This is a genomic window from Pontibacter sp. Tf4 (genome assembly GCF_014212495.1).
In the GTDB taxonomy this organism is placed as follows: Bacteria; Bacteroidota; Bacteroidia; order Cytophagales; family Hymenobacteraceae; genus Pontibacter.
Map to the genome: position 1 here is coordinate 146,961 of NZ_JACKZC010000007.1, position 21,258 is coordinate 168,218.

The 21,258-nt window shown below is 48.3% G+C and carries 18 protein-coding genes; 8 read left to right on the forward strand and 10 right to left on the reverse strand.

Annotation, left to right across the window (positions count from 1 at the left end; translation table 11 throughout):
* Positions 1 to 28: 28 nt before the first annotated feature.
* Positions 29 to 3,592, reverse strand: coding sequence for a PQQ-binding-like beta-propeller repeat protein (locus tag H7F15_RS12885; protein ID WP_185197396.1), 3,564 nt, complete (start codon positions 3,590 to 3,592; stop codon positions 29 to 31).
* Positions 3,593 to 3,966: 374 nt separating this feature from the next.
* On the opposite strand from H7F15_RS12885, the gene H7F15_RS12890 reads away from it, so the two are divergent.
* Together H7F15_RS12890 and H7F15_RS12895 are read left to right on the forward strand one after the other, a co-directional pair.
* Positions 3,967 to 4,302, forward strand: a complete 336-nt coding sequence (locus H7F15_RS12890) for a YbaB/EbfC family nucleoid-associated protein (protein WP_185197397.1) — start codon at positions 3,967 to 3,969, stop codon at positions 4,300 to 4,302.
* Positions 4,292 to 5,314 (forward strand): glycosyltransferase family 2 protein, encoded by a 1,023-nt coding sequence (locus tag H7F15_RS12895; protein ID WP_185197398.1) that lies wholly within the window; start codon positions 4,292 to 4,294, stop codon positions 5,312 to 5,314. The genes H7F15_RS12890 and H7F15_RS12895 overlap by 11 nt, the downstream gene beginning before the upstream one ends.
* Here H7F15_RS12895 and H7F15_RS12900 read toward each other — a convergent pair.
* On the reverse strand, positions 5,309 to 5,527 hold the full coding sequence (locus H7F15_RS12900) for a PspC domain-containing protein (RefSeq protein ID WP_185197399.1): 219 nt from the start codon (positions 5,525 to 5,527) through the stop codon (positions 5,309 to 5,311). The two genes, H7F15_RS12895 and H7F15_RS12900, sit on opposite strands and share 6 nt — an antisense overlap.
* A gap of 129 nt (positions 5,528 to 5,656) precedes the next feature.
* On the opposite strand from H7F15_RS12900, the gene H7F15_RS12905 reads away from it, so the two are divergent.
* Together H7F15_RS12905 and H7F15_RS12910 are read left to right on the forward strand one after the other, a co-directional pair.
* The gene (locus H7F15_RS12905; protein ID WP_185197400.1) at positions 5,657 to 7,432 is read left to right on the forward strand and encodes a tetratricopeptide repeat protein; all 1,776 of its coding nucleotides are present in this window, start codon (positions 5,657 to 5,659) and stop codon (positions 7,430 to 7,432) included.
* A 73-nt stretch (positions 7,433 to 7,505) separates the two neighbouring features.
* Positions 7,506 to 8,489, forward strand: coding sequence for a pyruvate dehydrogenase complex E1 component subunit beta (locus H7F15_RS12910; protein WP_185197401.1), 984 nt, complete (start codon positions 7,506 to 7,508; stop codon positions 8,487 to 8,489).
* A gap of 31 nt (positions 8,490 to 8,520) precedes the next feature.
* Here the strand turns inward: H7F15_RS12910 and H7F15_RS12915 are convergent, their stop codons facing one another.
* The 3 genes from H7F15_RS12915 to H7F15_RS12925 all read right to left on the reverse strand — a co-directional run bounded on the left by H7F15_RS12915 (position 8,521) and on the right by H7F15_RS12925 (position 11,432).
* Positions 8,521 to 9,477, reverse strand: a complete 957-nt coding sequence (locus tag H7F15_RS12915; protein ID WP_185197402.1) for a YihY/virulence factor BrkB family protein — start codon at positions 9,475 to 9,477, stop codon at positions 8,521 to 8,523.
* A 600-nt stretch (positions 9,478 to 10,077) separates the two neighbouring features.
* Positions 10,078 to 10,632, reverse strand: coding sequence for a hypothetical protein (locus H7F15_RS12920; RefSeq protein WP_185197403.1), 555 nt, complete (start codon positions 10,630 to 10,632; stop codon positions 10,078 to 10,080).
* An 86-nt stretch (positions 10,633 to 10,718) separates the two neighbouring features.
* The gene (locus H7F15_RS12925; RefSeq protein WP_185197404.1) at positions 10,719 to 11,432 is read right to left on the reverse strand and encodes a bifunctional 2-polyprenyl-6-hydroxyphenol methylase/3-demethylubiquinol 3-O-methyltransferase UbiG; all 714 of its coding nucleotides are present in this window, start codon (positions 11,430 to 11,432) and stop codon (positions 10,719 to 10,721) included.
* 234 nt (positions 11,433 to 11,666) lie between these two features.
* On the opposite strand from H7F15_RS12925, the gene H7F15_RS12930 reads away from it, so the two are divergent.
* Positions 11,667 to 12,206: a DinB family protein gene (locus H7F15_RS12930; protein WP_185197405.1), complete on the forward strand. Its 540-nt coding sequence runs from the start codon at positions 11,667 to 11,669 to the stop codon at positions 12,204 to 12,206.
* A 59-nt stretch (positions 12,207 to 12,265) separates the two neighbouring features.
* Positions 12,266 to 12,871, forward strand: a complete 606-nt coding sequence (locus H7F15_RS12935; protein WP_185197406.1) for a DUF429 domain-containing protein — start codon at positions 12,266 to 12,268, stop codon at positions 12,869 to 12,871.
* Between the two features lie 125 nt (positions 12,872 to 12,996).
* Here H7F15_RS12935 and H7F15_RS12940 read toward each other — a convergent pair whose 3' ends face one another.
* Both H7F15_RS12940 and H7F15_RS12945 read right to left on the reverse strand, forming a co-directional pair.
* Positions 12,997 to 13,599 carry a hypothetical protein gene (locus H7F15_RS12940; RefSeq protein ID WP_185197407.1) on the reverse strand — a complete coding sequence of 201 codons (603 nt, stop codon included), beginning with the start codon at positions 13,597 to 13,599 and terminating at the stop codon, positions 12,997 to 12,999.
* A 354-nt stretch (positions 13,600 to 13,953) separates the two neighbouring features.
* On the reverse strand, positions 13,954 to 15,129 hold the full coding sequence (locus tag H7F15_RS12945; RefSeq protein ID WP_185197408.1) for a thioredoxin family protein: 1,176 nt from the start codon (positions 15,127 to 15,129) through the stop codon (positions 13,954 to 13,956).
* A gap of 207 nt (positions 15,130 to 15,336) precedes the next feature.
* Between H7F15_RS12945 and H7F15_RS12950 the strand changes: the two genes are divergently transcribed.
* Entirely contained in the window at positions 15,337 to 15,810 is a 474-nt protein-coding gene (locus H7F15_RS12950; protein ID WP_185197409.1) for a nucleoside deaminase, read from the forward strand.
* A 114-nt stretch (positions 15,811 to 15,924) separates the two neighbouring features.
* Here the strand turns inward: H7F15_RS12950 and H7F15_RS12955 are convergent, their stop codons facing one another.
* Both H7F15_RS12955 and ffh read right to left on the reverse strand, forming a co-directional pair.
* The gene (locus tag H7F15_RS12955) at positions 15,925 to 16,779 is read right to left on the reverse strand and encodes a universal stress protein (protein WP_185197410.1); all 855 of its coding nucleotides are present in this window, start codon (positions 16,777 to 16,779) and stop codon (positions 15,925 to 15,927) included.
* Between the two features lie 339 nt (positions 16,780 to 17,118).
* The gene (gene ffh, locus H7F15_RS12960) at positions 17,119 to 18,456 is read right to left on the reverse strand and encodes a signal recognition particle protein (RefSeq protein WP_185197411.1); all 1,338 of its coding nucleotides are present in this window, start codon (positions 18,454 to 18,456) and stop codon (positions 17,119 to 17,121) included.
* A gap of 247 nt (positions 18,457 to 18,703) precedes the next feature.
* On the opposite strand from ffh, the gene H7F15_RS12965 reads away from it, so the two are divergent.
* On the forward strand, positions 18,704 to 20,023 hold the full coding sequence (locus tag H7F15_RS12965; RefSeq protein ID WP_185197412.1) for a glycosyltransferase family 4 protein: 1,320 nt from the start codon (positions 18,704 to 18,706) through the stop codon (positions 20,021 to 20,023).
* An 803-nt stretch (positions 20,024 to 20,826) separates the two neighbouring features.
* On the opposite strand, the gene arsC is transcribed toward H7F15_RS12965, so the two are convergent.
* Entirely contained in the window at positions 20,827 to 21,168 is a 342-nt protein-coding gene (gene arsC, locus H7F15_RS12970; protein ID WP_185197413.1) for an arsenate reductase (glutaredoxin), read from the reverse strand.
* Positions 21,169 to 21,258 lie beyond the last annotated feature (90 nt).

Here is a 21,258-nt window from a genome sequence, read left to right on the forward strand (position 1 = left end):
GGCTCCTGTTCTCATTCAACTATCCATTTTACTTCTCTAACAGCATTTTTATAGTTTGCGTACCCGAGTCGCTGACCAGCCGGGCAACATAAAGGCCTTTGGGCAGGGCCGTGCCATCCAGCTCAAAACTATAGTTCTGCCCGGCCTGCGCTGTTCCCACACCCAGGCGTTTTACCAGCTTGCCGCGCAGATCATACACTTCCAGCACGTACTGCCCGGTTTGTCTGGTGCTGAAGGTAATGGTGGTCTTGTCGGTAAAGGTGTTGGGGTAATTGTAGAGCTGTGTCTGTAGTTCGTCAGATCGTGTGGCTTTGGCCAGCTGGTTGCGGCGGTGAATGATGATCTGTCCGCGCTCAATGGGTTGCAGCCCTGTGCTCATGTCGTAGATGTCGCCGGCCTGCTCAAAATTATCATACACAATGTTGTTGCCATCTTCCAGGTTCCAGATACGCACTCGTATCTGATCATCCCGGTCGTTGGCTCGGTTGCCACCCGCATCCTGCACCGAAACCAAAAAGCCATACCGGCCACGGCCCTGCAGGGTACCTTCGCCTTTAAACACGGCCCTGTCGCCGCTAACGACCAGCCAGTCCAGCTTGCGGGCCATGAACAGCTGCCGGTTGCCCAGGTGCAGCAACAGGCTGCCCTGAGGCTCATCTGCATTTTTGTTTTGATAGCGGATGCTGAACGCGAACTGTACCTGCCGCTGCTGCTGCATCAGCTCATAGTTACCTGCCGGCGAGTTGTACCAGCCAGCCCCGGTTACAAAGCCAGCCGAAGGGTCATAAACAGCGATCCATTCTTCGTAGTCGTTGTTGAGCGGGCGAAGGCAGCTTTCCTCGTAGTTCAGGCCCACGCGGTAAATGCCGGCCTGGCTGTAGCGGTGCTCCCCGGTTATGCGCGAAGTGCCAAAAGCGGTGTAAGAAACCGAAGGCTCGCTGCCATCGCCCCAGCTCCAGCGCACACCGGTATCCTCTACCAGTGTAAGTTCCCCGAAATCTGCCGTGGTGCGCACCTGTTCGTTTACTTTCACGCTGTGCGGCGGCAAACTCAGCGTTACCTGCACCGGCACATTGCAGGCATCTTCCTGGCTGTATTTGGCTATCACCACGTCCCGTGTCTGGTTCATGATTTCTCCTGCTACTATCACGTTCGCGGCGCTGTCCAATACTAACCGGGCAACGTTTGGAGCGGTATCGGCGTCTGTTGTTACTTCCCATAGTTTGGCACCATCGGCGGCGGCATATTTTGTGGTGATAATGTCTCCGTTCACTTCGTGGGTGGTATACACATTACCCGTGTCGTCAACCCTTAATTCAGATGGCTCATACTCAATAGCTGCATGCCAGGTCAAAGACAGGTCAGCTGAACTATATTTTAAGAGAACCGGTCCGGTTGCCGTGATGCCGTGCATGTTAATACTACCCGTAGGATCTAACCGTAAATCGGATACATATAACAGCAATTGTCCATCTATTTCTAACTGTCGGAAGTCGATCTGCTCCCCGGTGGCTGCATCGTATTTCAACAGAAAAGCGGTAGAGTCATGCAGGTTCTGGTTGCTTGTACCAACTATAAAAACTTCACCGGTAGCATTTACTTCCATGCCATTTACATGGTCTGCAGCACCGCCATCGTAGTGCTGTGTCCAGATGCGGCTGCCGGTTTCGCCGGATAGCTTCAGGATGGTGATGTTGCGGGTGGCAGTTACATTTCCGGAGTCGCCAGAAACGTACACATCCCCGGCCGCATCTAACTCAAATTCACTGAAACTGCTCAATTCTGAAATGGAAGGGGTAGTCGGGCTTGAGAAACTTCGGGCCCAAAGGTAAGTGCCCTCCGTTGCGTTTAGTTTATAAAGAAAGTATAACGTTCCGCTGGGTATACCAGGATTTGCCCGAGTGCCGCTTACAAACACACTGCCCTGGTTATCTACTTTAACACCAGTGCCCCTGTTGTAACCGCTGCTGATGACATAAGTCCATAGTCTGGAACCATCAGAACCGCTGTACTTTATTACATGCAGGTCATCCCTGTTATCACTACCTACCCTTACTCCCAGCACATAGGCATCTCCGCCAGCGTCTATAACCAGGTGGGTAAACCGGATATCCAGTTCGTGTACCCGCCAAAGCTCATTTCCGTCTGGAGCATATATTACCAAAAATCCATCTCCCTCTCTCGGGTCGCTGCTGCCCGAAACGCTTGCACCGGCTACCAGCACATTGTTATTAGCGTCAGTTTCAAGGCCTGCAACCGTATCGTTTGCCGGTGTAAGGCTTGTGCGAGGGTAAGTTTGCAGTAAAGTACCATCCGAAGCCCGCAGGTGTGTAATGCTATTCCTTCCGGACAGCACAAGGGTTCCGTTAGATAGCTCCTGCAATACAAGAAAATCAAAAATATCCTGGCTACTCCATAGTACCTGCCCACTTTGCGGATCTATTTTAAGCAAAGCGCTGGTCGGGAACGACACCAAAGCATAGACGCTACCCAAATTGCTGACCTGTAACCGGAGCACAGAGCTATTAACAGGCAACGCCCAACTCAATTCACCTGCAGAGGTAAAGCGCAGGATGTGCGCCTGTTGGTCCAGGTTACCTGCTACCAGCAAACCTCCGGCGTTATCTGATGTAAACTGAACAATTCCTGTCAGGTCAGTGCCGTTGTATTGCGGCGTAATGTTCCATCGTTCAGCGCCATCGTCAGCGGCATAGGCAACTATAAACTCGCCTTCGGTATTTGTGGCTGAGATGTACACCCCGGTAGCATCTATGGCAAAGCCATTTATAGTTTCGGATTGCGGCGTTGCGTGGATGTTACGCCATACCTGCTCACCGGCTGTATTGTATTTAAAGGTAACAATGTCTGTTTCTCCGTTTGTATGGGGTATTGTGCCGGTAAGGTAGGCGTTGCCCGCAGCATCGGCTTTCAGATCGAATACAGTTACCAGTAACGGCGTGGCAGCTCCTTCTTCAGGCCAGTTGATATCTCTTGTCCAGGAGTGCTCTCCGGTAGCTGCATCAAACCTTGACAGAAAGTGAATTCTGATAACAGATGCCCTGCCTATAGTGTAAACGCCGCCATTATTATCTACAGCAATTTGCAGACCGCGCTCGCCAGCATAAGGGCTTAAGGTGCTGAACCACTTTCTTTCGCCGGTAGTTCCGTCAATTTTAGCCACAAAAACATCACCTCGCGCATCCTGTATAGGGTCTATTGATCCAACCAGATATACATCGCCGTTAGCATCAAGAGTTATTTCGCTCAATTCGAGAACTTCGTAAAAAGCGCCGCTAAGAGCTGACGAAACCCACACCTGTTCACCAGTAACCGAAAATTTACTTACCTCAATGCGTACGTCTTCGGTGCGGTTATCTACTACACGGGCTATAAATGAGTTACCGGCAGCATCCATAACAGCATTTGCACTTACAAAATCTAAAGGAGTGCCAACGGCTCCATCAAAGTACCGCACCCATTCTTCCTTCACCTGCTGAGCAGATACGGTTTTAATAATAAAAAGCAGGAGAACTAACAGTAACAACACCCGTAACCACGTGCTGTTCTTAATAGATGGTAAAGAAGTTTTCATAACTGGTAAGTAAAAGTAGGTGCTTATCTAAGCTTTTGAATTTCACTAAAAATCAGTGGCCAAATACGCAACTATGCAAGTTGCCGAGCGAGAAAGGGTGCAGAAAAGATTTTATAGCCTGTATATACTTTATACTATAAAAATTATAATTTTATATCGAGACATAAGCTATATTTACAGGAAAACAAGTATAGCCACTTGCTATATTGGTGAATTATAGTTTAAAACAGGTATAAGAAGATAACCAGTAAGGTATTATACAATGCCAAGTTATGTTGCTACTTTTTCTGCAATCTGAGATTATGCTTGTATATTTGAGGTGCAGTTGCGTTATACCCTGAACGCGACATTTTTACTACAAAAAGCACACGACTATGTTTGATATGATGGGCATGATGGGCAAAATGAGAGAAGTCCAGGCCAAACTGAAAGAAGCACAGGAAAATTTACAGCACATAACCGTTACTGCCGAGGCTGGCGCCGGACTGGTAAAAGCTACCGTAAACGGCCAGCGCAAGCTCCTGAAGATTGAGATAGACGAATCGATCCTGAACGTGAACGACCGCGAAATGGTGAACGACTTGGTTGTAGCTGCTGTGAACAATGCCATGCTGACCGCCACCGAACGTGCGCAGGAAGAAATGAAAAAGAAAACGGACGGCTTGCTGCCTAATATCCCTGGTTTAGATCTCGGCAACTTTGGCTTATAGTACCAGCCGCACGGCTATTGTTATTCTTAACTGGAACGGGCAACGCTACCTGCAACAGTTTCTACCGTCGGTATTAGCCAACAGCCCCGGCTGCGAGGTTATAGTGGCTGATAATGCTTCTTCGGATGATTCTATAGTTTATGTAGAGCAGCATTTTCCGGGGGTACGCATTATCCGGCACGACCAGAACCACGGTTTTTGCGAAGGCTATAACCTGGCGCTACAACAAATTGAGGCAGATTACTATGTCTTACTGAACTCGGATGTGGAAGTGACGCCGGGGTGGGTAGAACCTATAGTTGCCATGCTGGATGCCGACCAAACTATAGCTGCGGTGCAACCCAAAATAAACGCACAGCAACACCCCGACTTCTTAGAGCATGCCGGAGCTGCCGGTGGTTTGATCGACACATTGGGTTACCCTTTTTGCCGGGGCCGTTTGTTTGAAACGATAGAAGAAGACCGCGGGCAGTATAACGATGTGCAGGAGATTTTCTGGGCGACCGGTGCCTGTATGTTTGTAAGAGCCAAACTATACCACCAGCTGGGCGGGCTGGAACCTGCTTTTTTTGCGCACATGGAAGAGATTGACCTGTGCTGGCGCGCCAAAAATGCAGGCTACAAAATTATGTATAATGGCCACAGCCAGGTATACCACGTAGGCGGCGGCACCCTGCACAAATCCAACCCGCGCAAAACGTACCTGAATTTCAGGAACGGGCTTGCCTTGCTTTACAAGAACTTACCCGGATCGGAGTTGATCCCAACTATAGTATTGCGCATACTGCTGGACTGGCTGGCAGCTTTCAGGATGTTACTGGCAGGACAAACAGCAGATGCACGCGCCGTGCTGGATGCCCACGCCGATGTACTGCGCCACAGCAGCTATTGGCGCAAACGCCGTAAAGCCCAGCAACCTAAAGGCAATTTTGCCCGTATGGCAGGCGTTTACAAAGGCAGTATTGTGTGGGAATATTTTGTGCGGCAAAAGCGAACCGTGCCGGAACTATAGGTCCCAGACGGTGCTACGCTCGCGACGAAGACTTTTCTGTACGTTCATCCAGAAGGCCAGCATCAGGTAAATGATCACCGGCGAGCCCATGGTCAGGAAAGAAACATAAATAAAAGACAGGCGAATGCTGCTGCTGGCGATGCCAAGCTTTTCGCCCAGCATCGCACACACGCCAAAGGCCTGGGATTCGATAAAGTACTGGATTCGTTTCATGCGCATTCTTTTAAGTCTATAAAATTACGGTATTTACTAATTTCATCAAAATAGCCGGGCCTTAATACATAGGTGTAACGGCAAAAACAGGTCCTGAGGTACTTTTACGAACAAACTTTATATCCAGCTATGCTCTGTTACAAAAAAAATTACGCTACGGCAGTAATCTATAGTCTGCTATTGCTGCTGTTGGCCAGTGGTTGTACCCTGCAAAAAATGACGCGCCTGGCAAAAAAACAGCACATAACCGTGCAGCCAAACCCGCTGGTAGCCAACGGACAGCTGGTAGAGTTTGAAGTAAAAGCCAGCATGCCACCCCAGATCGTAAAGGATGGCTACCGCTACAAACTGGACCTGTACTACGAATACGGCGAGCAGCAGCGCGAGCAGGTAGGCGCCCTAAATTTTGAGTTCGGAGAGTTTTTGTATGAGAACGGCTGGCCAACTATAACCAAACAATTCTCTTTCCCTTATTCGCCTAAAAAGAACAAAGGCACACTGTATGTGCAGGGCATGGCCATCAAAAAAGAAACCGACGATGTAAAATACAGCGAACCCAAAGCCATTGCCACCGGCCTGAACACCACGCCCCTGCTGATGGTGCGCAACAACGAGATTCTGTTTATACCGGACAGTTACGCCAAAGAAGCAGACCAGCCAGCCCAGCTTACCTTTTATTTTGAAGAAGACAACGCCAAACTGCGCAGCCACCTGGGCTCTAACCTCAGCGTGCTCGACCAGTACATTGCCGATAACGTTGCTACACAGGAAGTAACCGTTACAGCCTCACAGTCGCCGGACGAAGCGGGAGGCATGGCCCAGAAGCGCCTCGAAGCCCTGGAGAAATATTACCTTAGTAAAGCAGAAGCTTTAAACTATAACAACAAAAAGATCTCGCTTAAAAAGCTTCCGGTTAAAGATACCTGGGCGCAGGTAACAGAAAAGATAAAAGCCTCTGCCCTGCCCAAAGCACAGGTGCAGGAAGCACTGACTATAGTTAACAGCAACACATCAGACAAAGAAAAAGACGCAGCCCTGCATAAAACCGCTGCTTACGAATACCTGCAACTATACGTGTACCCGGGCCTGCGCTACGGTGGTGTAACTATAAACTATAACCGCAACCAGAAAGCCGATTACGAACTATACCTGCTGGCCAAACAGATTGCCGAAGAAAAGGCCCCGGCCGATGTACTGACCGAACAGGAACTACAGCATGCCGCTACCCTTACGCCACTGTTGGCCGAGAAGAAACAGATCTACGAGGCCGCTGTAAAGACCACCAACAAATGGCCGGCTTACCATAATTTAGGCAAGGTGTATGTAGAGATGGCCCGCAAAGAGTACCGCCCTAAAGCAAAACAGGCCCTGCTGGCAAAAGCTATCCATAATTTAACCTATGCCGGTTTCCGGAACCCTACTGCCCCGGTATACTATAGTTTGGCAAGCGCCTACCATGTGCGCGGCGATAAGCTGGAAGCCCTGCAGTACTACGATTATGCCATTAAATTAGGTGGCAATCCCGATGAGCTGAAACGCATTTTTGCAGACAAAGCTGCTTTGGAAATTGAGATTGGCCAGTTTGACGATGCCATTGAAAGCCTGAAATATGCCGGTAACACCTACCAGACACAGATGAACCTGGGACTGAGCTACCTGTTGAAAGAGAACTACGAAGGCGCCCGGGAGTTTTATAACAAAGCCCTGGAACTACAGCCAAACGATGCGCTGGCCAACTATAGTTTAGCTATTATTGCGGCCCGCACCAAAAACGAGGCGATGCTGACCACACACCTGCGCCAAAGCATAAAAGCCGATAACAACTATACCTTAAAGGCGATAGAAGATAAGGAATTTGATGCGTACCGCTCAGAGCAGGCTTATAAAGATGCTTTCCGGCCATAACTCAATATAAATGCCTTGTAAATTGGCAGGTTTATCTTAATTTTACCCGCTGAACGAGAATATAACATCTGATATGCGTACTATACAGTTTAGAGAAGCCCTGCGCGAAGCCATGTCGGAAGAAATGCGCCGCGATAAGAGCGTGTTTCTGATGGGTGAAGAAGTAGCAGAATACAATGGTGCTTACAAAGTTAGCCAGGGCATGCTGGACGAATTCGGTCCGGAACGAGTAATTGATACACCGATCGCCGAGCTTGGTTTTGCCGGTATAGGTGTGGGTGCTTCCATGAACGGCCTGCGCCCGATCATCGAGTTCATGACCTTTAACTTCTCGCTGGTTGCTATTGACCAGGTGATCAACTCTGCGGCTAAAATGATGTCGATGTCAGGTGGCCAGTATGGTTGCCCGATCGTATTCCGTGGCCCAACTGGTAGCGCCGGTATGTTGTCGTCGCAGCACTCGCAGAACTTCGAGAACTGGTATGCCAATACGCCGGGTCTGAAGGTTGTTGTGCCATCTAACCCTTACGATGCAAAAGGCCTCATGAAGTCTGCCATCCGCGATAACGACCCGGTTATCTTTATGGAGTCGGAGCAGATGTACGGCGACAAAGGCGAAGTGCCTGAAGAAGAATACCTGATCCCGATCGGTGTGGCTGATATCAAGCGCGAAGGTACGGACGTAACGATCGTTTCTTTCGGTAAGATGATGAAAGTGGCGCTTGCTGCTGCCGAAGAATTAGCTAAAGATGGCGTAAACGCCGAGGTTATCGATCTGCGCACTGTTCGCCCTATCGACTATAAAACATTGGTTGAGTCTGTGAAAAAGACAAACCGCATGGTGGTAGTGGAAGAAGCATGGCCACTTGCCTCTATCTCTTCTGAACTGGCTTACCACATCCAGAGCAACGCGTTCGATTACATGGATGCTCCGGTAAAACGTGTTACCTGCCGCGACGTTCCGCTTCCGTATGCGCCAACGCTTATCGAGGCATCGCTGCCAAACGTAGCGCGCACTATTGAAGCCGTAAAACAAGTAATGTATACAAAAGCTTAATTGCTTTAAACCCTAAATAAGAGAAGGCGACTTATAACGAGTCGCCTTTTTCTTTTTCCTTCACTTCTACTTTGCCGGTGTCGGTATCAATCTCCACTTCTTTTTTTTTAACCTTTACGGCGGTGTCTTCGGGTTCTATCGTTTTATCATGCGCTTTGGAGTATACCTGCGTAAACTCTGCCCCGAACAGGAAAATAACCGCCGTATAGTATACCCACACCAGTATCAGCACCAATGAACCGGCAGCGCCATAGGTATCGGCCAGCGGGTCGTGCTGAAAGTAAATGTTGAGAACGTATTTGCCCAACACAAACAGGATAGCCGTCACAAATGCCCCTACCCATACATTTTTCCAGCGAATTTTGGCATCAGGCAGCACGCGGTAAATAGCCGCAAAAATAACCGTACTGATCAGGATGGAAACCAGGATGTTGCCAATTGTTATAAGGTAAATAGCAACACCTGAGAATGCCTGGCGCAGGAAACCATACACGATCCCCAGCGCGACATCAATAGACAAAGAGACCAGCAACAGGAAGCCCATACTGATAACCATGGCCAGCGACAGTACCCGCCCTATCAGCAGTTTCAGCCAGCCTTTTTCAATCTTGGCCTTTACTTCCCACATGGCATTCAGTGAATCCTGGAGGGCTACGAAAACAGTAGTGGCCGAAAAGATCATGGTGGCTACCCCAACTATAGTTCCGATGGTACTGGCATCTGAAATAGCGGCGTTCTCGATAATGCTCTGGAACTGTTCGGCACTGCTGCGTCCCACAATGCCGCCCAACTGGTTCACGACTTCCCCTTTCACGGCTTCCTGCCCGAACACTGCCCCGGCAATACGAATGGTAATGATCAGCACCGCCGGCAGCGAGAAGATGGTGTAAAATCCAATAATGGCCGCATAATCCAGCGGATTGTCGTCTACAAACTCTTTAAAGGTCTGTTTGGTGATCTGCCACGTAGAGGCAACTCGTTTGTTCATTTACTTATAGCTATAGTTGCAACAACTGTAGTTTGGCCAAAACCAGCTATAGGTACGGAGAATTATAGTTTGTTGATGTGTTGAGATGGTGCTATAGTTGCCTTCATCCTCTTTGCTCCCCACTCTGCTCTTTCGGATTTGCAATTCGAAAGTATAGTTGCTGCGGATTTGTAATCCGCTTTACAGAGGCATTAGCTACTGGCAGGAAAGCGGATTACAAATCCGCGGGGTAAGGTAGTTCCGGATTGCAAATCCAGAACAGCAGGTTGTGGGAACTTTTGTGAAGGTAAACTATAGTTTGTGAACACGCCGATTACAAATTTTGCTCTTTTGGACTTCTTAGTTCGAAAGCCTTCAGCGGGGGATTTCCTAATCCCCCTGTTCCTGTATACGCGGATTAGGAAATCCGCATCAGAGATAGTTCCGGACAAGGATGTCCGGAACAGCTAAAGGGAACTATAGTTTCGCCAGTTACAAACTGGCCCCATTTACGGCCACAAGTTGTGCTGACACTAAACTTGCGGCTTATCTAAGCATTCAAGCGGCCAGAGGCCGTGTGTAGCTCACACTCGCGGGACGCGAGCGAGGGCAGAGATTAATTTACATTGATTTCAACGCTTTTAAACGATTCCATTCCTCCTGTTTTGAAAGACACAGAATATCAACTGTTTGGAGGTAGCTTATTTTATCGTTCAAGTAGTAGTGAAGAATAATATCTTCAATCTCTCTGAACTCGCAAGCGCTTAGCTGCAGGAATTTGGTTTTTATAGTTGTGCCATTGCTTAAAATCAGCTTCAACTTATTATCAACTCCCCTTGACAAGGTGTTCTCAAAGTAATTATCAAGTCCTCTATCCCATTTTTCAAGGCCAAGCCAGTCTCCAGCTTCAATCTCTATCTTACTTATCTCAGATAAAGCAAATTGCTGATCTGCTATCATAATCGCGTCCTTTTCAAATACTATAACTCCTTGTAGCTTTCCTTTAAGTGGTCTGAATTTATTTGTTACTAATACACTTTTACCAATAAAATAAATGTATGGTAGAAGAATAGCAAACGCTAAGGCCTGGAGCACCGGATCTGTTCCCGGAATAAGAAATACAAACTTCAGAACAAGTACCAAACAAATAACAGCTACTATAAAAGCATAGCTCATGTAGGTATTAGTCCAGTAAAAGGTAGCTGGTTTAAAAATAGAAAAGCTTTTTGCCACTTGTGAGCCCTTTAAACTATAGTTAACCCCTACCCTAACAACACCAGCTTGGCCAGGTAATTTCCATTTTCGCCTTCGTAGAGCACTTCAAAACTATAGCCGTGTTCTTCGGCGTATTGCTCCAGTAGGCCGGCATCTATAAACAGCCACTTAAATTTGCCGCTCTCGTGGGTTTTGTACTTCATGTTGTACTCCACTTCGCCATAGTACCCAGCGTTCAGGTCCAGCAGCACAGAGCCGTCTTCCTGCTCGTACATGTACAGGATATCCGACGACTCCAGCAGAATCTGGCCGCCCGGGTTCAGGATCGTTTTAGTGTGTACCAGGAACTTGTAAAGTCCGAACAGGTCGCCCACTATCCCAATGCCGTTCATCAGCATCAGTAGTGTATCATATTTCTGATCTTTCAGGGTATGTACATCAGCCAGCAGCACGTTTTCGACCCCACGCTGCTGCATGGCAGCCACAGCGCCCTCCGATATATCGATGGCCGTAACAGGCAGGCCGCGTTCCTGTAGCAGTAAACTATGGCAACCGGCACCGGCCCCCACATCCAGCACATGCCCACGACACTCCTGCAGGGCTATTGTTTCCAGTTCAGGCATTTCTTCTTCCTGCCTGAACAGGTAATCAACAGGTATCACATCGTCTTCAGCTATGTTGCAGGCCACCGTAATTGTTCCGTTCTTTTTGCCTTTCAGGTAATCCTGTATCGCCGCTCCGATTGGGTCGTTTTTGATCATAAGTAATTATTGCAAGATGCGAAGTTCGTAAGAATTTTGATTTTTAGAAACACTTTATTGAACATTCCTAATTATAGTTAGGCGCTAATACACTACTACACTTCTTAATATCAACCGTTTACCATTAAACAAGGCAGGTACGCTGTTGCATTTAACTAAAAAATATGTAGATTTAGAGCGCGCTACCAAATTTTACTTTTTATGAGTTCAGCAGTTTTTAGCCCCGTTCTGTTTATGAATCCGAAACTGGAAGTTAAGTATTTATACCTTGAGAAGTCGAGAAACAAGCTGTTAAAAGACCTGCAAAGTTTAGATGATACGTTGCTGAACACACCTCCGGCTGAAGGAAAATGGTCGATCGGCCAGATTGTGGCGCACCTGCTGCAGGTAGAACAGGCTACCATCAGCTACATTCAGCGCAAGATACAACAGGAAGAGGAACTGCACACGGCCTCGGTACGAAACAAACTATACGCCCTGTTGCTGAAACTGGCCCTGAACTCCGGCATGAAATTTAAAGCCCCGGCTGTGGTTGCCACTGTACCCGATGAGGTAGACCTGGGCAAACTGCACCAGCAATGGGACGACACCCGCTACAAACTCGAAGACCTGCTGACCGAACTCCCTCCTGCCCTGCTGTATAAATGCGTTTTCAGGCATCCGTATGCCGGTATGCTGAGCATCGGGCAAACCCTTACTTTCTTGCAGGACCATTTTAACCACCACCTGCACCAGATAAACCACATCCGGCATCACCTCGAAAAGTCAGCTTAACGCCACTAAACTACAGGCTGCCACGTAACAGCAATAGGTTAAACTATAGTTTGTTACAGATGCTTCCAGAAGATCTTCCGGTATTTATGGGTGTGGATTACGGCGCCAAGCTGGCCGGCACCACGGCAGCAGCCATGCTGCAACACGGCACTCTGCACCTGAAGCAAAGCCACCGCGGCCAGGATGCCGATGATTTTTTACTGCAGCTGATACAGGAACAAAAGCCTGCTATCGTTTTTATGGATGCGCCCCTCACACTACCAAAAGTTTACAGCCAGTCTCCTTACACATCCGGTTCCGATTTCTTTTACCGCACCTGCGACCGCGAAGTACAGGCCATGTCGCCACTGTTTATTGGAGGCCTTACAGCCCGGGCTATAAGGCTGCGCACTATAGCAGCGGAGCGCGGCATCAGCATGCTGGAAACTTACCCGAGCCAACTGGCGCATTTGCTGCTGCCTCATAACCGGGGCTACAAAAAAGACCCGGCCGCCTTACCGGAATTTACCCGGCTGTTGCAGCAACAGCTCCCGTTCGCTCTTGCCCGTCAGCCCGAAAACTGGCACCAGTTCGATGCGCTGCTGGCCTGGCTAAGCGGTTATCGCCATTTAAACGGACAAGCCATACTTTACGGCGACGCACACGAAGGCCGGATTATAGTTTAAAACTATAGTTCACGAACCTTTGCGCCTCTTGCGTAAACCTTGGCGTACATTGCGGTAAAACTTAAACGCTAAGGGCGCGAAGGTTTACGCAGAGATCTCAAGGGGAAACAAGTCTTAACTATAGTTTACTTATTCCCGCCAAGGTCGCCGGCTGTTTCCAGGGCCCGGAACTCCATCTGCAGGGCTTTTATCTTTACTTCGTCGTCGGTGTTCAGGCCGTCATCTATTTCGTCTTTACGCTCGTTCAGGGTGTTCATCACCATTTTTGCCATTTCCCAGTCTTCGTTTGTCCAGGTGCTGTGCTGGTTGCGCACATTTTCCAGCAACGTGATATACACCTGGCGTACGTTGGCCTGTGTTATAGTGGTGGCATCGGCGTAGTTACCTAACAGGCGTTGCTGCCATTCGGCCAGCCGGGCGGCGCGCAGGTTGCGGGCATGGGTCTCATCTGCTTCCCGGAACTCCTGCTTCAGGTTCTCATAATCCTGCTTCAGCTCATCAGAGAAGTTTTCCTGTTTCTGGTCCAGTTCCTGTGTTCGGGTCTCAAAGTCGGCTTTCGCGCGTTTCCAGTCTTCTTCGGTGCGTTGCGCAACATTGGCGGTGGTCTGGTTTACCCAGTTCCTGAAATCGCCGAGCTCATCGTTCACTTCCCGCTCTCGGCTGGTAGTGCAGCCTGCAGACAGGCACAGGCAGAGTATCACTATAAAATGAAAAATGTATCGTAGCATAAGGCATTGTTGTTAGATCGTTCTACCTGCATGTACGCAACTACATATCATAAGATGCTATCATTCAACACCTTTCATTTCAAAATAAAACTATAAATTTTAGGCTGATGATAAACCCATACTCTGTAACATCGTACATAAACTTAAACGAAATAAGTAATTATAGTACATTAATAAGAAAAACACCCGGCAATATGAAGCTCCGGTTGCGGAGCCCAAGACCGTACTAACCTATACTACGAGTATGCGCGTTTTGAATGCACAAGTGTAGTATAGGTTATTGTCTTTACGGGGCATAAAAAAGCGGCGGTAGCCTTTGCCACCGCCGCCTATAGTTTTAAGTTGTACTCCCGGCTATAGTTTGTTTATTTTCTGCAGCAACTCTTCGGTGCCGGTCACGTCCTCGCCGGAACGCTTACCTGCCGCAATTGCTTTTTCAGCCATTTCCTTTGCTTTCTGTTTCTGGCCGAGCTTGTACAGCAGGGCAGCCTGGGTATCCATGTTGGCGTAGCCCGGGGCAATGCTTACTGATTTGCCGGCCCACTGCTCGGCTTTCTGCAGCATAGCTTTGTCGTCAATGGTCTCATAATACTTCCAGGCAATGCTGTTCAGGCGCATCGCGTCGTTGCTGAAGTAGGTATCGTATAGTCTGGTGTTGGCGGCATGGTATTTTGGCAGGTCTTGTTTGCGCTCGTAGTAAATGGCTTCGGCAAACAACTGCTGCTTTTCCGCATCTTTCAGTTTCAGGTTGCTCAGGTCGGTTTTCAGTTTGCTATAGTTGGCATCGTTGCCTTCGTAAGCGGCGCGGTTCAGGGCGGTGCCATACACGCTCAGTATCTTCTGGTCCACCGAGTCGGCGGTATACTTTTTGGCAAAGGCATCGCGGTTCTTTACAAGGTGCGTAAACGTAGGCGACTCTACGGTGTTGATGTTGGTGTAGATCAGTTTCCAGTTGCCCGGCTCCAGCAGTTGCTCTGATTTCTGGGTAGCAAAATACGCTTCGGCTACTTTACCGGCATCCAGGGCAGCTTCATTAAGCACTTTCAGGTAGCCCATCATAAAGCCGGCGGAGCGCTCGCCGCCCTCAAACTTCTTCTGGTACGATGCAAAGTTCTGGGCAGGATCTTTGGCTATAGTTGCCACCTGCAAAAACATTTCGGCCGGGCGGGCGCCAACAGTGCGGTGCATTATGCCGCCATCGGCGTTGAGGAACAGGAAGCTTGGGTATGCCTGCACCTCGTATTTTTTGGCCATCTCAATGCCTTCGCCTTTCTCCATGTCCAGTTTATAGTTCACGAAGTTGGCGTTAAGGTAGTCGGCCACTTTTTCATCTACAAACACGTTCTTGTCCATCCATTTGCAGGGCCCGCACCAGGTGGTGTAAGCATCAATAAAAATGGGCTTTTTCTCTGTTTTGGCCTGTGCCAGTATTTCGGCTACGGTACCTTTCCGGAAGTTTATTTCTTTTGTTTGCGCCCAGGCGCCGCTGCATACCAGCAAAGCCAGCAGCCATAGTACAGATCTTTTCATATGGTTGGGTTAAGGTGTATGTGCTTGATTAGAGAACATTTACGTACAGCTATATAGCCTAACGGAAACTATAGTTTAAATTATACTTTTTTACCGAAAAAGTCATCAGAAAAATCACTTATTATCTGAACAGGAGGATTATAAAGACAAAAGACGTACATCTACAGACAAAACACCCGTACTGTGATATAGTTTAACCCCAGACCTATGAAACAGAAAGAAGATTTTATGCGCGAGGCCATCCGGCTGTCGGTAGAGAAAATGGAGGAAGGCTGCGGCGGTCCGTTTGGCTGCGTAATTGTGAGCAACGGCGAAATTGTGGCCCGCGGCTATAACAACGTGCTCGGCTCCAACGACCCCACTGCCCACGCAGAAGTAGAAGCCATCCGTAAAGCCTGTACCAGCCTGGGCACTCACCAGCTGAACGACTGCGAACTATACACCAGCTGCGAGCCCTGCCCCATGTGCATTGGCGCCATTTATTGGGCCCGCCCCAAAAAAGTATATTATGCCAACTCCCGCGAAGATGCCGAGCGCATCGGCTTCGACGATAAATTTATTTACCAGGAACTCGACAAACCCAAAGCAGAGCGCCGCATACCCATGGAACAGCTTTTAGCCGACGAAGCCAAAGAAGCCTTTGAGAAATGGGTTGCCAAAGAAGATAAAACAAGCTACTGATTGCGGACTACAATCCTATCGGAAACGAACTATAGACTATAGTTAACCGCTATAAACTATAAATGGCCGGGAACACGAAGCTCCCGGCCATTTATTATTTACAACGTGGCTGTTTTAGCGCACGCTTTCCATTTCCACGCGGTCTCTGCTTTGCAGGTCTAACAGGTGGCCGTTTTCTGGCAGGGCCAGCATCGGCAGTTTCAGCTTCTTCAGCAACTGCGATGTTACGCTGCTGTGAATGATCTTTTCGAAGAACATCCGGTTCAGGATGGTAAAGGCTACCAGGTCGGCATCGCTTTCATAGGCGTATTTCGCGATTCCCTCGGCTACATTTTCGGCATCGATCTCTACAAAGTTAATTTCCGCCTCCGGAAACTGTTTGATCAGCTCTGCTTTAATATATTCGTCGTCAATGTAGTCTGGCTGTTTTTTGCTATCAATGTGCAGGAACGTGAGCGAAGCATTCAGGAGTTGCTTTAGTTGCAGCAGCTGCATAGCGGTTACCTGGTCTCCGTTCTCAAAATCGGCAGCGTACACGATCTGTCGTATCGGTTTAATGTCGGCACCTTCCGGAATGGCTAATACAGGGCACAGGCCAAGTTTCGCGATAGCCTCGGTGGTAGTACCAAACATTTTTTTGGCGAAGTTTTTGGCGCCGCCTGTTCCCATTACCACCAGGGTCACATCCAGCTCTTTTATAGCCTTCCGGATATCGCCGGTGGTGTCGCCGCCTGTAACAATGTACCTTACCTGCGCCCCGCTTTGGTTCACCTGGCCTATAAGAGCAGAAAGCTTTTCACGGGCTTCGTCTGTCTCTCTGTTATGGTTCAGGGTAGGCAAGGTCGGGATGATTTCCAGAGAATGTAAAACTACAACTTCAGCATGGGCCTGTGTTGCCAGTTCAATGGCATACTGCAGGGCGCGCACTGAATTATCAGAAAAATCAACAGGTACGAGTAGTGTCTTCATGGTCTTTATACTTTTAATGAAACAAAAGGCAAATACTGCTTGCCTTCTACTAATAACTTAAAATTACAGCCTGTCTAAGGCTTAAACTATAAGCAATGGCATTCTATAAACTGATCTTTGTCATGCAACTACAGGCAGTAGCTACAAAGCAAGCATTTATCACTTAAAATACTGATTTTCGGCACTTTACAACAAAGCCTTTATAGTATAACTGTTTACATAGGCTTTAGTTCAAACCCGTGGCCGGGTTGTTGGGATGGAATTGTAAAGACACGATGAAGGGCAAACAAAAAAGGCTGAGCAATTGCCCAGCCTTCTGTTCTATAGTTTATAGTTCGCTTAGCGGCGACCCATCATTTTAGCAAGGTTACCCAGGCCGCCTTTGGTGCCGGCCATCTTGTTCATCGACTTCATCATTTTGCGCATGTCGTTGAACTGCTTCATCAGGTTGTTTACCTGCGTAATGTCGGTACCAGAGCCTTTTGCGATACGGGCACGGCGACTGCCATTTATCATATCCGGGTTCTCGCGCTCGGCCGGTGTCATCGATTTAATAATCGCTTCGATTGGTTTGAACGCGTTGTCGTCGATCTCTACATCTTTCAGGGCTTTGCCAACTCCAGGTATCATACCCACCAGGTCTTTGATGTCACCCATTTTCTTTATCTGCTCCAGCTGCGTCAGGAAGTCGTCGAAGTTGAACTGGTTCTTGCGGATCTTCTTGTTGATACGCTTTGCCTCGTCCTCGTCAAAGGCCTGCTGCGCGCGCTCTACCAGGGAGATCACGTCACCCATGCCCAGGATACGCTGTGCCATACGATCCGGGTAGAACAGGTCAAGCGCTTCCATCTTCTCACCGGTCGAGATGAACTTGATCGGCTTCTCAACTACAGCACGAATGGAAAGGGCCGCACCACCACGCGAGTCACCATCTAACTTAGTCAGAACGACACCGTCGAAGTTGATACGATCGTTGAAAGTCTTGGCTGTGTTCACCGCATCCTGACCAGTCATTGAGTCAACTACAAACAGCGTCTCTGTTGGCTTAACGGCAGCTTTGATCTCGGCTATCTCTTTCATCATCGCCTCGTCCACGGCCAAACGACCGGCGGTATCGATGATAACTACTTTCTTGTTTGTCTTTTTAGCATGCTCAATGGCATTCAGGGCTATCTGAACCGGGTTCTTGTTTTCCAGTTCGGTATAAGCTTCTACACCTACCTGCTCGGCCAGTACCTGCAGCTGGTTAATCGCTGCGGGGCGGTACACGTCGCAGGCAGCCACCATTACCGATTTGCCCTGCTTTTTAAGGTAGTTGGCCAGCTTACCAGTAAAGGTTGTTTTACCAGAACCTTGCAGACCTGCGATCAGGATGATAGCCGGATTGCCGCTGATGTTGATGTCCTGCTTTTCGCCGCCCATCAGCTGTGTCAGCTCTTCGTACACGATCTTCACCATCAACTGGCCCGGCGACACAGCGATTAATACATCGCGGCCCATGGCCTCGTCCTTGATCTTATCGGTTACAGTTTTGGCAACTTTATAGTTTACGTCGGCATCAACCAGGGCGCGGCGCACCTCTTTTATAGTTGCTGCAACGTTAATTTCGGTGATGCTTCCCTGGCCTTTAAGGGTTTTAAAGGCGCGGTCAAGTTTGTTACTTAAATTATCAAACATCTCTTTCTTCTGGATTTAGCTACAAAAATACACGTCTGAACCGTTGATTAAAAATGATTTGACTGATTTGTATGATTTTAATTAACCATCAAAACCGGAACGTACAGGTTCAGTTGTACGCCTGCGCCCGGCATAAAATCCTGCAAATCTAATTAATCCTGTTAATCTGTGGTTCAGACAATCCGTAAAGCCATATTTAGTATATATATTTCTTATATTTGAACGAACAGTTAAGCAATTTACCGCTTTGAAGAACACTGATCCTACAAACTTACTATATATCTCTTATTACTGGCCGCCATCCGGTGGACCAGGCGTGCAACGTGGCCTTAAATTCTGCAAGTACCTGCCCCAGTTCGGCGTGCAGCCCGGTGTGCTTACTGTTGATGAAAAACAGGCTTCGTATGCCCTCCTGGACCCTACTTTCGAAAAAGAGATACCGGAAGGCCTGGAAGTTTACCGCACCGCTACTTCAGAGCCTTTTGAGTACTATAAAAAGCTTTCGGGCAAAAAAGAAATACCATACAGCGGCTTTGCCAACCAGAAAACCAAAGACACTTTTCTGGACAAAGTATTTAAGTTTGTGCGCGGCAACATGTTTATACCCGATGCCCGCGTAGGCTGGAACAAACATGCCCTTAAAAAAGCGGAAGAACTTATAGATGCCGGCAAGTACAATGCCATCCTGACCACCAGTCCGCCGCATTCTACGCAGCTGATCGGCCTTAAGTTAAAGCAAAAGTACAATCTGCCCTGGGTAGCCGATTTACGAGACCCCTGGACAAACATCCATTACTACGACCAGTTGCTGCACACGCCGATAGCCAGGCGGCTGGATGAAAAATATGAGCGCCAGGTGCTGGAACATGCCGATGCTGTGATTGTTACCAGCGACGACACCAAGCGCCTGTTCCTGAACAAACCGGCCCGGATCAGCGATGAGAAGATCCATGTGATCCCGAACGGCTACGACGAAGATGATTTTGTTTTCCAGAGCAATCCGCCAACAGATACCTTCCTGATCACCTATACCGGCACTATAACCGAGCAGTACAACATTGATGTTTTCCTGAAGGTGATCGCTAATCTGCTATCCACGCACAGCGAGATCAACTATAAGCTTCGGTTTGTGGGCAAAGTGTCGGATGGGGTGAAGCAGCGGATCATGAAGGCTGGCCTGGAAGGAATAACAGAATACATTGCCTATGTGCCGCACCAGGAAGCCATTAAATACATGATGGAAAGTACTGTGCTGCTGCTCTCGATTGCGGAAGTAGACAGTGTGTACGCCAACGTGCCGGGCAAACTGTTCGAGTACCTGGCTTCCAACAAACCTATAGTAGCGCTTGGCCCGGTACACTCTGCCATGGACCAGATCATAGACGAATGTGGCGCTGGCCGCCTGTTCCACTACACCGCCTACGACCTGATGCTGGACCACATGACGCAAATGAGCAAAGCCTGGAAGATCAACCCGAACCTGGACCTGCCCTACATTAACCACGCCCGTTTCTCCAGAAGAGCTTTAACGGAAGAGCTGGCGAAGGTGATCAAGGGTTTGCGTTAGGTTTGGCGTTAGTTGGGTGTTGCTATAGGTTTACCTCACCCCGACCCTCTCCTAAAAACAGGAGAGGGAGTTTTGTACCAGGATTGCTATAATTGCTTACTTAACCCATCCCTCCCGAAAGGGAATTTGTCTGAATCAGGATTTGCAGGATTAAAGGATTTTCGGGATTTAGGCTTTCGGTATAGTTAAGGCTATAGTTTTATAGTTGCAGTGGTTCAAACCACCCCTACCCCTCCTTATCCAAGGAGGGGAACTTTCTGTCTTGCTATAGTTTGACATATAGTTCTATAGTTACACATCACGAACAGGACAGGTTTACCTGTCCCTTTGGAAATACAACCACGAGAAAAGCAGATCTGCCACAGCCAAGAGACATCAGGCAAACTATAGTTAAGTAGCAAGCTATCGAATGTGTTATCAGTCTTTGGGTTGAGCGCCTTGTAGATTTCCGGTGCCGCAAGGCATTGCGACGTTAGGAGCAAAGGAAATGTACACCGCGCGATGCCCGAAGACGGGGCCTCCCGGCCCGGGAGGGAGCCAGGCTAACTATAAAACGATAGGCTCATAGAGCTCCCAGGAATAAAAGAAGCTATGGAAGGAACGACGGCTCGTTTCCAGCATTAGGCAAAGTCAACTATAGCACCAGACACTAGCAGGAGCTGCGCACGCTGCTAGGTCTTACTAACTATAAACTGAGATAGATTTCTCACTGCGTTCGAAATGACAAATACCATTAACTAATAGGACAAATAAGATGTCTCGGCTGCGCTCAACATGACAGTCAGAATACTATAGCTTATAAACTATAGCAACTGCAGAACATTTTCTGGTGGACGACCGATCACGGCTTTATCCCCTTTCACAACTATAGGCCGTTCAATCAGCACCGGATTCTCAACCATCGCCTGGATCCATTCGTCATCGTTTAAATTTTTACCGGCGTAACGCTCTTTATAAACTGCTTCGCCTTTACGTACGAGTGCTTCGGGCTTCATTCCCAACTTCTGCAATAAGCCTTTCAGCTCTTCGGCAGAGGGTGTTTGCTTCAGGTATTCCACTACTTCTACTTCCTGGTTATGTTCTTTCAGCAGGTCGAGGGTGCAGCGGCTTTTGCTGCAACGGGTGTTATGGTAAATTCTGATCATAGGCATCGGTATTAGTGCATATAAAAGTATAAATTTCCTGTATCTTACACCTAACAACGTAACTGAAACCTGATGCGCTGTTTTCAGTAA